Raw genomic sequence first — 12,616 nt, 5'->3', positions numbered from 1 at the left:
GCCTGTGCGCCGCGCTCCTTCTTGCTGCGGACTTCTCACTGAAACCGGTGTACCTCTGTGCTCAAAAACTGGATGGTCGTGCCCACCCGCCTGCCCCTTGTTCGCCGCCGTTGCCACACGTGCGCGTCCGAGTTCTTCCGGGCAAGCGGCAAATTTCGCGTCAACGCAAATCACAAGCTCATCGACGCCTGGCTCCTCGTGCTCTGTACCGCCTGCGGGGAAACCGCAAAGCTCACGGTTTTCGAACGGATGACCGTGCGGTCCGTACGACCCGACCTGCTGGATCGGCTGCACGACAACAACCCTGGCCTGACAGCCGAGCTGCTCCAGGACCCGGTCGTGCAGCGACGCAATCGCATCGCCCTCGACTGGGACAACGCCTGGCGCCTCGACACCGGCGGATCGGATCACCTGGACCACGAGGTGGTCGACGTCTCGGTCCGCTTCGCGGCGCGGATCCCGGTCCGGCCGGTGCGGCTGATCGCCGAGGGTTTCGGCCTTCCGCGGGCCGAGGTCGAACGGCTGATCACCGAGGGGAACCTCGTTTCGGCAGTCCGGCTGAGCGGCAAGCTCTCCGGCGACTTCACCTTCACGCTCAAACGCTGAGCCCTCCTCGGGACCACGGGCCTGTCCGGCACGATCCGGCCGGACAGGCCCGGGCGGCGCCACGCTGACCAGCGCAGATCCTTGACATGCAGCCATCCGGCTGCCTATTCTTTGGGCAGCCGGATGGCTGCATGTCCGAGAGGCGGTCGAGGTAGCGCGTGGACGAGGTGTTCAAGGCGCTGGCGGATGCCAGCCGTCGCCGGCTGCTCGACAGCCTGAACGCCCGCAACGGCCAGAGCCTGCGTGAGCTCTGCGCCGGGCTGGACATGGCCCGCCAGTCGGTGAGCAAGCACCTGGCGGTCCTGCAGTCGGCCAACCTGGTGACCCCGGTCTGGCGCGGCCGGGAGAAGTTGCACTACCTGAACGCCGCCCCGATCAACGCGATCACCGAACGCTGGATCAGTCAGTACCACCGCGAGCGGGTGCACGTGCTCGCCGACCTGAAGAGGGCACTGGAAGAGGAACCCATGAGCGACCTGGAATTCGTTTACACCAACTACATCAGGACCACTCCGGAACGGCTCTGGCAGGCGCTGACCGATCCGGCCTTCACCAGCCGCTACTGGGGGGTGACGTTCGAGTCCGAGTGGCAGGTCGGCTCGACCGTCGCCTGGAACGTCAACGGCGTACGGATGGCCGACCACGCCCAGGTCGTGCTGGAGGCGGACCCGTACAGCCGGTTGTCGTACACCTGGCACACGATCACTCCGGAGTTCGCCGCCGCCTACGACATGAGCGACGAGTTGGTGGCCAAGATGGCCGGCGAACCGCGTTCGAAGGTCACCTTCACCATCGAGCCGGTCGGCGAGATGGTGAAGCTGACCGTCACCCACGACGGCTTCGAGCCCGGCAGCGCCATCCGCGAGGGCATCCAGCAGGGCTGGCCGGAACTGCTCTCCAGCCTGAAGAGCCTGCTGGAGACCGGCGATCCCCTACCCTCCCCCGGTCAGGCCGCCACCCAGCCGGCCTGACCGGGAGAGTCGGTCACCTACCCGGCTTCGTCGGCCGCCGGCAGGTCCGTCGAGACGGGCAGGACCAGGGCGGACGGGAAGTGGACGGAGATCCGCGTCGGCACCAGCCGGGTCGCCGTCGCCGCCCGCTCACCGGTGCCGGTGTTGCGGTTGAACCGCGGATGGGCACCGCCGCTGATTTGCAGCCGGATCCGGTGCCCGGCCGCGAAACGGTACGCGGTGGAACTCATCGCGACGGTCACCGCCACCGGCCCGGTGGCGCCGGCCGGCAGGCGTACCAGCCCGTCGCAGACGTTGCGGGAACGTCCGCGTACGTCCACGTCGCAGAGCCGGGCGAAGATGTCGGCGTACCCGGTGTCGGTGCCGACCGCCAACTCGGCCGAGACGGGTCCGAGGATCTCGACCGGTTCGGTCAGCGGTTCGGTGGTGAACAGCAGCACGTCGGCGCGGGCCTCCAGGGCGCTGTTGTCCCGCGAACCACCGTCGCGGTTGAGCACCTGGCCACCCCGTGACGGCGTCGGGTCGGACGGGTCGTACCGGAACGAAAGTGGCGCCGCCGTCTCCGTCGAGGCCCTGGCGCCCAGCCTACCGTCGGGGTGCAGGTACCAACGGCGGCCGGGTCCGGCCGGGGGCGGCCAGTCGCGCAGGTCGCGCCACTCGTCCGCACCACCGACGTGTACGCGTACGCGGGTCGGGCGCAGTCCGCTCCGGTCCCCGGTGAGATGTGCTCGCAACCAGGCGAGACTCTCCGGGAAGACGTGCGGCCAGCCCCGGTCGAAGGCGGAGGTGTGGGTCCACGGGCCGATGAGCAGGGACGCCTCGCAGCCGGCCCGCCGCAGCCGGACGTACTGCTCGATGGTCTGGTCCAGGCAGAGGTCGTGCCACCCGCCCAGGAGGTTGGTCGGCACGGTCAACCGGTCGATCGCGCCGCCGAGGTCGGTCCCCTGCCAGTGTGGATCGTCCCGCTCCGGATGGGTCAACGGCTCCTCGACGACCGCGGTCCGCTCGCCGACCGCGGGCACGTACGCGTCGATCAGCGGCAGGGTACGGGTGACCTTCCGCAGTTGTCGCGTCAGCCGCAGGGTCGCCCGGAGGAATGCGGGTGTCTCCCGGCTCTGCCAGGCCAGGCCGACGCCCGCGACCAGCGCCGTCTCCAGCGCGAAGACGCCGCCGGGCCAGGCGGTGCGGTACGGGTCGTGCGGCGCCACCTGCACCACCATCGCCCGCAGCTCCGGTGGCGGGTCCACGGCCAGGGCCCACTGGGTGTATCCGAGATAGCTCGCGCCGATGGTGCCCAGTACGCCGGTGAACCAGGGTTGCCGGCGTAACCACGCCACGGCGGCCTGACCGTCGGCGGGCTCGTTGCGCCACCGGGCGAAGTCCCCGCGCGACCCGCCCGACCCGCGACAGCTCTGCAGGAGGACGTGGAAACCCTGTTCGGCGAAGCGGGCCCCGTACATCGCCGCCCAGGGGAAACCACGCCCGTACGGCGTCCGCAGGAGCAGGGTGGGGAAATCGCCGTCGGCGAGCGGGAACCAGTGGTCGGCCGGGAGCGGGGTCCCGTCGGCGGCGGGCACCATCAGTCCGGGCTCGTATGCGATCTCGTACGGGGCCGGCGGCAGCCCGCGTTTCAGCATCCTCCGGGCGTACCAGGGTGGTCTGCGTCCGGTGTGTGCGTACGTGTTGGTCGGCACGGCGCCTCGTTTCCACTGGTCGAGGGAGGACTTTTCGCAGGTGGGAGCAGTGATGAATTCCCGTACAACGTACTAGAATAATGGTTGACCATAATTGGCGCCAGACCGCTCGGAGGGAGACACGATGGGCCGCGCACGTACGACCGGCGCAACCGGCGCGGTCGACCCTGAGACACTGTGGCTGCCACCCACCGGCACCCGACTCGGTCGCCGGCCGACCCACAGCCGGGCCGAGATCACCGCCGCCGCCGTCACGATCGCCGACACCGAGGGTCTGACCGCGCTCACCATGCGCCGGCTCGCGACCGAGGTGGCCGCCGGTGCGATGTCGCTCTACACCTACGTGCCGGACAAGGAAACCCTGCTGGAGCTGATGATTGACCAGGTGGCCGGCGAGCACGATCTTCCCCCGCCCGGCGACGACTGGCGGGACGACCTGCGCCGGCTCGCGCACGTGCAACGCGACATCATGCGCCGGCATCCCTGGCTACCGTCGGCGCTGGCATCCCGGCAGACCCTCGGGCCGAACACCCTGGCCTCCCTGGAGTACGCCCTCACCGCACTGCAACCCACCAATCTCGACGGACAGCAGAAGATGGAAGCGTTCGCCCTGCTCACCGGCTTCGTGGCCAGTTACGTCTCAAACGAGGTCGCGCAGGAACTGAACAGCCGTCGTACCGGCCGCGACCCGCAGGAGGCACTCGCCGCGCAGGGCCGCTACCTGCACACCGTCGTACGCAGCGGCGCGTATCCCCGACTGGCCGAGGTGCTGGGCACGATCAGCGGCGGCACGGTGTCCAGCTTCGACCGACTGCTCGACCAACTGCTCAACGGGCTGGTCCCGGTCGGCTAGAGCCCGCTCGCGTCGGGGCCGCGAGGTAGCGAGCGGGTCGGTAGGCTGCGTCGGTGATTGCCTCGGTAGCCAATCCTGCGGTCAAGGTCCGGTGGGTCGGCCCCCTGGTGTCGATCCAACTGCTCGTCATCGCGGCCTACCTCTACGCCGCCGTCGCGTACCTCGTCAGCGACGCCGCATACTTCCCCGAACAGTCACCACCGGGTTGGTCCTGGCCAGCGGTCATCGCCGTCGGCGTGGGTTTCGTCCCGGCCATCATCAGTCTCGCGGTGGCGAGGCCGATCCTGATGGCGCCGCAGTCGCGTCGGCGCGGATGGACACCGCTCGCCCTCACGAGTGCCGCTACCCTGCTGATGTTGCTGGTCATGGCCACCCCGCCCGGCTGGGCGCTGTTCGACTGGTACGTGAGCTGAATACGACCACGGGCTCGCGGACGTATCTCGCCGGTGTGCTCGGGCGGCTGCTCGTCGCGCTCGCCTTCCTCCTCCCCGCCATCTCGTTCCTGTGGTTGTCCGTGGTCGCGATGCCCTACCAGGACGCCTCCCCGGAAATCGCTGACCAACAGACGGAGACCATCGGCGTACTCGAATGGCGCCTTGCCCTCGGCGTGGTGATCGGCCTCTGCCTCGGCGTCGCCGGAACCCTGATCCAGCTCCGGCTGCGCCGGCAGCATTCCCGTACGGCGCTTGACTGAGTCCTGGGAGCGCTCCAGGATCGACCGGGGTCCGCTGCGGGGCGGACGATCGAGCGGGGTGGTGGGCAGATGCTGGCGGCGTTCGGGCTGACCGAGCTGGCGGAGCGGATCTACCTGGAACTCGTGTCCGGGCGGCCCGGCACCCTCGCCGAACTGGCCGGGCGGCTGGGCGTCGACCGGACCGAGGTGTCCCAGGCGTTACGGACCCTGGAGCAACCCGGGCTGGTGCACACCGTCGACGGTCGGTCCGAGGCGACCTCGCCGGACCTCGCCATCGACTCGCTGGTCATGCAGCGGATGCGGGAGCTGCAGGAGGCACGGACCGGGTTACGGGAGTGGTTGCAACGGCAGCGCGCCGCCGAGCCGGTCGACCAGGGCGTACACATGGTGGTCGGCGGGGCGGCGATCGGCAGGACGTTCGACCAGTTCCTGCGCGGGGCGCAGGAGGAGGTGCTGGGCTTCGACCGCCCGCCGTACACGGCCGAGTTCCACGACAACCCGACCGAACACGAGCTGCTCGGCCGGGGCGTACGTTTCCGGGTGGTCTACGACCGGCGGGCGTTGGAGCGACCCAACGCCAGTGCGCACATCGGCGGCCTGGTCGCCGCCGGGGAGCAGGCCCGGGTCGCGCTCGACGTACCGGGAAAGCTCGCCGTCGCGGACCGTCGGGTCGCCCTGCTCTCCTTTCCCGGACGCAACGGGACCATCGAGCCGTGGGCACTGGTGGTACGCGGAGCCGCCTGGGTCGAGGTGCTGGTCGCCCTCTTCACCGAGGTGTGGGAACGGGCCACCCCGTTGCGGCTGGCGCCGGCCGCGGACGCTCTCGACGACGTGGACCGGTGGAGCATGCCCACCGCCACCGACCGGCAGATCCTCTCCCTGCTGATGACCGGGCTGCCGGACAAGGCGGTCGCCTCGCAGCTCGGCATGTCCCTGCGTACGGTGCAGCGCCGCCTGCGGCAGCTCATGGACGTCACCGGCAGCGCCACCCGGATGCAGCTCGGCTGGTTCGTCGCCCGCAACGATTGGTTGTGAACCGCCCCGCCCCCACACGGCGGGGCGGTTCACGTCCTGGGGTGCGGTTGTCAGCCGCGCGGGGTGACCGTGACCGAGATCGTGATCGGTGCGGTCGGGGCCTTGGCGCTGTCACTGCTCACCAGCACGGTGGCGGTGTAGGTACCCGGAGCCAACCCCGTGGTGTCGACCGTGAGATCGAGCTTGCCCTTCTCCCCCGGATTGACCTGCCCGGACTGCGGGGTCGCCGCCAGCCAGGGCACGTCGCTGTACGCCATCGACCCGTCCACGTGGTAGACGGCGGCGCGGTACGGCTGCCGGTTCGCCTGGCCGACCAGCCACAGGTCACCGTTGTTGTCGAGTTCGATCCCGGCACCGCTGAGCGGGTCCGGATCCGGGTCCGGGATCGAGCCGATCGTGGCGCAGGTGTCCGGGTTCATCGCCCAGATCGCCTCGGTGCTGTCCTGGTTGATCCCCCAGAGCATGTTGCCCTGCTCGTTGAGGGCGAGACCGGTGATCCACGGGGTGGTCGGCACGCACTGGCCGAGCACCGCGCCCGGTTCGGCGTGCGACAGCCCGGCCAGGTGCTGGATCTTCCCGTCGCCGGCGAGGTAGAAGGTGTCGTCGGCGGACCGGTAGGCCAGCCCGTAGTAGAGCTTGCCCGCCCACGGGCCGGTGATCGTCTGCTTGACCTCGTAGGTCTCGGGGTCGAAGCAGACGATCGGCAGCGGGTCCACGATGGACATGCTCGGCCCGCACATCAGGTCCTTGCCCGGCACGTACGCCAGGTCGGAGGGCCAGCCGTTCATCGTCACGACACCCTTGCCGAGTGACTTGCCGGCGGTGTCGAAGCGCTGCATCTGGCCCCAGAAGTAGCTGTCGGAGACCAGCAGTTCGCCGTTGCGGTAGCCGACCCCGTAGGCGTTGTAGAGGTCGGGTATCGGGAACGAGCCGAGCACCCGGCCGGGGGTGGTGACCGGTGGCGTCGGTGAGTCGATCTCCCTGGCGGTCCAGTTCGCCGGCAGACCGCCGTGGTTGTTGAGGTTGACCGACACGCTCCGGGTTCCACCGGCCGGCGCGGTCACCGCCACGCTGCTCTTCGCGGCGAGCAGCAGCGGGGTACGCAGCGCGAGATCCTGCTTCTGCATCACCGCCTCGGCGACCGTGAGCGTCACCGCCGGCAGGTCGTACCCGGACCTGGCGGCACCGACCGACACCTCACCGGCCGGCACCTCCACCTGGTAGAAACCGTTCGCGTCGGAGGTCGCGGTGACCGGAGCCGCCCCGGCCGGGGTGACCCGTACGGTCGCGCCGGCCAGGGGTTGACGGTCGTTGGCGTCGGTGACGGTGCCGCGTACCAGGCCGGTGCCGGGGACGCGGAAGGTGACCGCTGCGGCCTCGTCGAGCACCGGGGCGTCGACCGAGTACGTCAGCGCCGCACCACCGGCGGCGTCGGAGATGCCCACGGTGGCGCCGGCACCCGTACCCGCCGTGCCGAGCTTGCGGTACTGGAGGGTGACGGTGCCGTTCTCGCCGAGCAGCAGTTGGAAGTCGACCCGGGTCTGCGGTGCCTTCTTCAGCGCCGCCCTGGTCCAGCTCACCAGGAACTGCCGGTTCGGTGCGCTGCCGGTGACCCGGGTGCGGACCGTGGACTGGTGGTCCAGCACCAGGTCGTCCCAGTACGCGTAGACCGCCGCCGCCGGGACCGCCGGTGCGGGCAGGGCAGTGTTGTCGCCGCCGCCGGTCGCACCGAAGGCGACGTACCCGTTGCTGCTCACGGTGAGCTTGCGGTGCGGTTGACCGTAGAAGGTCACCGCGAACGGCAGGTCGACCGCACGGCTGGCCTCGTCGCCGGTGAGCGGCAGAACGCTGCCGCCGGTCACCCAGACGGCGGGGGCCACACCGGCGGCGTACCCGTGCCGGTCGGTCTTCGCGGCGAGACTGACATCGAGCGTCTCCTCGCCGTCGACGGTGAGCGGGACGGTCTTCGGCGCCAGCCAGCGGCCGTAGTCGACCAGGACGTCGTAGTCGGCCTCGGGGAGCATCCCGGCGTAGCCGCCGTCGGCCCCGGTGACGAAGGCGGGGAAGGTCTCCCCGGCCAGCGCCACCGTGGCGCCCGCGACGGGCTGACCGGCCGGATCCCGGACGATCCCGTGTACGGGGTGCCACGGCGCACCATCGGACAGGTCGACCGTGGCGGTGGCCGTCCCGTCCGCCGTCACCGTGAGCGTCTGCCGCTGCGTACGTTGCGCGAAGACGCTCGCGGTGAGGGTGTAGTCGCCGGCCGGGACGCGTCCCAGCTCGACCCGCCCCTGCCCGTCGGTGTGCCCGCTGCGGGTGAGCACACCGGAGGCGAGGGTGACCCTGGCGCCCGGCATCGGGCCGCCGGACCGGGTGGTGGTCACCACGACCCCGCCGACCTGTCCGGCCGGTGCCTGACTGACCAGCGCGTACGCGTCGAGCCGGCCCTCGCCGTAGACCCCGTTGTCGGCGGCGGTACCGCCACAGCTCAGGTCCTCGACGTCGTACGCGGTACGGTCCAGCAGCTCACGGGTGGTCGCCACGTCCCGGCGCAGGTTCGGCACCGCCGACCAGAGCAGCGCGATCGCGCCGGTCAGGTGTGGTGAGGCCATCGAGGTGCCGTCGGCGGAGCCGTACTGGCCGCCGGGGAGGCTGGAGACGATCCCGACGCCGGGCGCGGTGATGTCGGGGCGGATCGCACCGTCACGCGCCGGTCCCCGGCTGGAGAAGTCGGCGATGGTGCCGGTGCTGTCGGTCGCGCCGACCGCGTACGCCAGCGGGCTGGTGCCGGGGTAGCCGGCGGTGCCGCAACCGGCCCGGCCCTCGTTGCCGGCGGAGAAGGACGGGAAGATGCCGGCGGCGACCCAGGTTTCGAGGATCTCCTCGTAGAAGTGGTTGCCGTCGTCGGCCCCGCCCCAGGAGTTGTTGATCACGTCCGGGGCCAGGTCCGGGCGGGGGTTCTCTCCGTTGTGGTCGGTCGGCGCGACCATCCACTGACCGGCGGCGAGCAGGGCGGCGTCGGAACAGGTGTTGATCTCGCATCCCTTTGCCGCGATCCACTTCGCGCCGGGTGCGACACCGGTGACCGTACCGGCGCCGTCGTCGCCGAGGACGGTGCCGACGGTGTGCGTGCCGTGGCCGTAGTTGTCGCAGGGGGTCGAACCGCCGCAGAGACCGGTCGGGTCGAACCAGTTGTAGTCGTGGGTGAAGCTGCCGTCACCGTTGTTGCCCCGGTACTGGCGGACCAGGGCCGGGTGGTCGTACTGGACACCGGTGTCGACGCTGCCGATGACGATGCCCTCGCCGCGTACGCCGTAGGAGTCCCAGACCTTGTCGGCGCCGAGCTGGGTGAGGTTCCACGGGAGCGCACCGGCTGCGGTGGTGCTGCCGGCGGTCTTCACCGGGTCGGTCAGCCGGGTCACACCGACCGGGCTGATCCGGGCGACCTCGGGCCGGGCGGCCAGTTCCGTCACCAGGGACAGGTTCCCGGTCACCTCGATCGCGTTCGCGATCCAGTACGGGGTGAAGCTGCTCCCCCGCTCGCGCAGCAGCGTACGGAGTCCACGCTGGGTCTTCTCCGCGTGCGCGACCTTGGTCTGGTAGACCTTCGTCGTACGGGCGACCCGACCGGCCCGGCCGGCGGTCCGGCCCTCGATCCGGGTCAGTTCCGCCTCGTCCAGCTTCGCCTCGTCGGCGAGCCGCACGAGGAAGGTCGTGCTGCTGCCGTCCGACAGCGACCGGAGCACCGGCACGTCCACCTTGCGGTTCGCGTCGGGTGCACTGGCCGGTGCCGCGGTGACCGGCGGAGCGGCCACCGCCCCGGTGGGCAGCGCGAGCAACGCGCTCAGCCCGATCGCGGCCCCGCACACCCATCGTGGTGTGCGGCCTCTGAACCTACCCATCGACCTTCTCCTCCTCGGGCGGGCCGCACGGAGCGGGACGCCGCCGTCGCCGATTCTGGGCCGGTCGGCGCCCGGTTCGCGGGCGTGACCCATGGCGGATCAAGGACATGGCGGAACCCCGCCAGATTTGTGACGGGCAGGGACATCGGATCGCGGCGGAATCGGCCGACCCGTCACACGCCGGCAACATTGGCGGGCGGTACGGGCGCACCTGGAGTCGCGCGGCCCTCGCTGGCGGGGTCGTCATCGGCAGCCGTCCGGCAGCCGGGCTTCGCTGGCCGACGCCGCGCCGCGCCGCGAGGTCTCACCACCCGTGCCGGGCCGCCGGCGGGGGCCGTACGCTGCTGGTCGTGCTGATCCTGCTGCCACCGTCGGAGGGGAAGACCGCCCCCCGGTCCGGCCGCCCGTTGAACCTGGACACGCTCACCCTGGGCGAGCTGAACCCCGGACGGGAACGGGTCCTGGACGCGCTGGTCGACCTCTGTGCGTCCGACGACCGGGAGCGGGCGCGTACGGTCCTCGGGCTGAGCGCGGGGCAGGACGGGGAGATCGACCTCAACGCCCGGTTGCGGACCGCGCCGACTCAACCGGCGGCGAAGGTCTACACCGGGGTGCTCTACGACGCCCTGGACACCGGCAGCCTCACCGGGGCTGCCCGTACCCGGCTGCGGCGGTCCGCGTTGATTTTCTCCGGCCTGTGGGGCGTGGTCCGGGTGGACGACCGGATCCCGGCGTACCGGTGCGCGATCGGGGTCGGCCTGCCGGGGGTGGGCGGGCTCACGCCGTACTGGCGAGGGCTGCTCGAACCGGTGATCACCGACGCCGCCGACAGCGGGCCGATCCTCGACCTGCGCTCCGGCGCGTACGCGGCGATGTGGCGACCGACCGGACGTACCGCCGAGCGGACGGTTGCCGTACGGGTGCTGCACGAGCAGGTGATCAACGGGATGACCAGCCGATCCGTGGTGAGCCACTTCAACAAGGCCACCAAGGGGCGACTGGTCCGCGACCTGCTGCTGGCCGGTGCGGCGCCCCGGACCCAGGTAAAGCTGGTGGAGGCGCTGCGCGACCTGAAGTACACCGTCGAGCAGCAGCCCGCCGCCGCAGGCAGGCCCCGCCAGCTCGACATCGTGGTCAGCGAGCTGTAGCGGCGGTCCTCGCCGACGCGGGCCACCTGGTGCGGCGGCCACGAAGGTTGGCCGGGCTGGGTGACACGTCGGGCGGGTTCGTGCCGATCGCGGGTGTCGCCATCATCGGCGGCTTCCTACCCGCCTACTACCCACCCATACACGGCGAGTACGGCGACGACGACAAGGCGTGATCGGGCCGTCATTGGCCTCCCACCGGAACGGGAGCAGACCCGGTAGTTCCGCGGTCACCGCTGGGCTGCCGAGGAGATGACGCGGGGATGGCGTTGTCGATGAGGACGGCGGCGATGGCGGCGGCGGTGGGGAAGGCGTCGGCGTTGAGAACGCGGGTCCGGGCCGCGGCGCCGTCGATGAGCAGCGCGAGTTGCTCGCCGAGCTGTTCAGGGTTCGCGGCGCCGGCTTCCCGGGCGGTGTCGGCGAGCCGCGCGGCGACGGCTTCCTTGTAGTTGCGCGCGTACTGGGACGCGGGGTGCTGCGGGTCGTGAAGTTCGACGGCGGCGCCGATGTAGGGGCACAGCGGGGTGGTGGGAGGGACGTCGAAGGCGGCAAGGAGCCGTTCACGGGGCGTGAGGTCGGTGCGGTCGAACACGCCGGACAAAACGGAGGGGTCGAACCGGCGCAGGTACTCGGCGACGAGTTCGTCCTTGCCGGCGAAGTGCTGGTAGGCCGTGCGCTTGGACACCTGGGCCGCCGCGCAGAGCTGGTCCATGCCGGTGCGGTTGATGCCCTGCTCGCGGAACAGCTGCTGGGACGCGCCGATGATGCGCTCGCGGGCACCCCGGCCGCGGCGGCGACCCTGAGGGCCCTTCTCCAGCTCCGTCATGGGTCCATGGTACCCCAGCTGGGTAACGACCGGTGTACATAGTTTGCGTCCCGGTCGCCCGCCCCGTACCGTAAGCACACAGGGCGGTGTACATAACATCGTCGCCCCGGGTGCGTACGGCACCACCGACCCAGAGGAGCGATCATGGGAAAGCTTGACGGCAAGGTAGCGGTCATCACTGGCGGCACCACCGGCATGGCGCTGGCCGGCGCGAAGCTGTTCGTTGACGAGGGAGCGCACGTTTTCATCACCGGCCGCCGGAAGGACGCCCTGGACGAGGCCGTGAAGCAGATCGGCCGCAACGTCACCGGTGTCCAGGGCGACGCCGCCGACCTGGACGACCTTGACCGCCTCTACGACACGGTCAAGCGGGAGAAGGGCAGCCTCGACGTACTGTGGGCCAGCGCCGGCGGCGGCGAGCCCGCCCCGCTCGGCGAGATCACCGAGGCCCAGTTCGACACCTGGTTCGGGCTCAACGCCCGGGGAACCCTGTTCACCGTCCAGAAGGCCCTCCCGCTCTTCAACGACGGCGGCTCCATCCTGATGACCGGCTCCAACGCCTCCCTCGGCGCCTTCCCCGGCTGGAGCCTCTACGCCGGCAGCAAGGCCGTCCAGCAGGCCTGGGCCCGCGTCTGGCTCAACGAACTGCGCGACCGCAAGATCCGGGTCAACGTGCTGACCCCCGGCCAGGTCGCCACCGCCAAGCAGGAAGAACTCTTCGACGAGGCCACCAAGCGCCAGTTCGAGTCCCTCATCCCCCGCGGGAACATGGGCCGCCCCGAAGAAATCGCCACCGTCGCCCTCTTCCTCGCCTCCGACGACTCCAGCTACGTAAACGGCCTGGAACTCGTCGCCGACGGCGGCACCACCGCCCTCTGAACCGAACAACC

At 70.7% G+C, this 12,616-nt stretch carries 12 protein-coding genes; 9 read left to right on the top strand and 3 right to left on the bottom strand.

Annotation, left to right across the window (positions count from 1 at the left end):
• Window positions 1-57 precede the first annotated feature (57 nt).
• Window positions 58-606, top strand: coding sequence for a DUF1062 domain-containing protein (locus ACWEFB_RS17905; RefSeq protein ID WP_452286720.1), 549 nt, complete (start codon window positions 58-60; stop codon window positions 604-606).
• Between the two features lie 158 nt (window positions 607-764).
• Window positions 765-1,577 (top strand): ArsR/SmtB family transcription factor, encoded by an 813-nt coding sequence (locus ACWEFB_RS17900; protein ID WP_452286718.1) that lies wholly within the window; start codon window positions 765-767, stop codon window positions 1,575-1,577.
• A gap of 17 nt (window positions 1,578-1,594) precedes the next feature.
• On the opposite strand, the gene ACWEFB_RS17895 is transcribed toward ACWEFB_RS17900, so the two are convergent.
• Window positions 1,595-3,214, bottom strand: coding sequence for a CocE/NonD family hydrolase (locus ACWEFB_RS17895; RefSeq protein WP_452286716.1), 1,620 nt, complete (start codon window positions 3,212-3,214; stop codon window positions 1,595-1,597).
• 181 nt (window positions 3,215-3,395) lie between these two features.
• Here ACWEFB_RS17895 and ACWEFB_RS17890 point away from each other — a divergent pair, with 181 nt between their 5' ends.
• From ACWEFB_RS17890 to ACWEFB_RS17875, 4 genes are all read left to right on the top strand, one after another.
• Window positions 3,396-4,124 (top strand): TetR/AcrR family transcriptional regulator, encoded by a 729-nt coding sequence (locus tag ACWEFB_RS17890; RefSeq protein WP_452286714.1) that lies wholly within the window; start codon window positions 3,396-3,398, stop codon window positions 4,122-4,124.
• A 53-nt stretch (window positions 4,125-4,177) separates the two neighbouring features.
• The gene (locus ACWEFB_RS17885; RefSeq protein WP_452286712.1) at window positions 4,178-4,537 is read left to right on the top strand and encodes a hypothetical protein; all 360 of its coding nucleotides are present in this window, start codon (window positions 4,178-4,180) and stop codon (window positions 4,535-4,537) included.
• 35 nt (window positions 4,538-4,572) lie between these two features.
• On the top strand, window positions 4,573-4,818 hold the full coding sequence (locus ACWEFB_RS17880; protein WP_452286710.1) for a hypothetical protein: 246 nt from the start codon (window positions 4,573-4,575) through the stop codon (window positions 4,816-4,818).
• 69 nt (window positions 4,819-4,887) lie between these two features.
• Window positions 4,888-5,853 carry a helix-turn-helix domain-containing protein gene (locus ACWEFB_RS17875; RefSeq protein WP_452286708.1) on the top strand — a complete coding sequence of 322 codons (966 nt, stop codon included), beginning with the start codon at window positions 4,888-4,890 and terminating at the stop codon, window positions 5,851-5,853.
• A gap of 50 nt (window positions 5,854-5,903) precedes the next feature.
• On the opposite strand, the gene ACWEFB_RS17870 is transcribed toward ACWEFB_RS17875, so the two are convergent.
• Window positions 5,904-9,755, bottom strand: coding sequence for a S8 family serine peptidase (locus ACWEFB_RS17870; RefSeq protein ID WP_452286706.1), 3,852 nt, complete (start codon window positions 9,753-9,755; stop codon window positions 5,904-5,906).
• 350 nt (window positions 9,756-10,105) lie between these two features.
• Between ACWEFB_RS17870 and yaaA the strand changes: the two genes are divergently transcribed.
• The gene (gene yaaA, locus ACWEFB_RS17865) at window positions 10,106-10,903 is read left to right on the top strand and encodes a peroxide stress protein YaaA (protein WP_452286704.1); all 798 of its coding nucleotides are present in this window, start codon (window positions 10,106-10,108) and stop codon (window positions 10,901-10,903) included.
• A 29-nt stretch (window positions 10,904-10,932) separates the two neighbouring features.
• On the top strand, window positions 10,933-11,076 hold the full coding sequence (locus tag ACWEFB_RS17860; protein ID WP_452286702.1) for a hypothetical protein: 144 nt from the start codon (window positions 10,933-10,935) through the stop codon (window positions 11,074-11,076).
• Window positions 11,077-11,084: 8 nt separating this feature from the next.
• On the opposite strand, the gene ACWEFB_RS17855 is transcribed toward ACWEFB_RS17860, so the two are convergent.
• Window positions 11,085-11,726 (bottom strand): TetR/AcrR family transcriptional regulator, encoded by a 642-nt coding sequence (locus ACWEFB_RS17855; RefSeq protein ID WP_452286700.1) that lies wholly within the window; start codon window positions 11,724-11,726, stop codon window positions 11,085-11,087.
• Window positions 11,727-11,870: 144 nt separating this feature from the next.
• On the opposite strand from ACWEFB_RS17855, the gene ACWEFB_RS17850 reads away from it, so the two are divergent.
• On the top strand, window positions 11,871-12,605 hold the full coding sequence (locus ACWEFB_RS17850) for an SDR family NAD(P)-dependent oxidoreductase (RefSeq protein WP_452286698.1): 735 nt from the start codon (window positions 11,871-11,873) through the stop codon (window positions 12,603-12,605).
• The last annotated feature ends 11 nt before the right edge of the window (window positions 12,606-12,616 follow it).

It is taken from the genome of Micromonospora sp. NPDC004704 (genome assembly GCF_053601675.1).
This window is presented reverse-complemented; position numbering and strand designations above follow the sequence as displayed.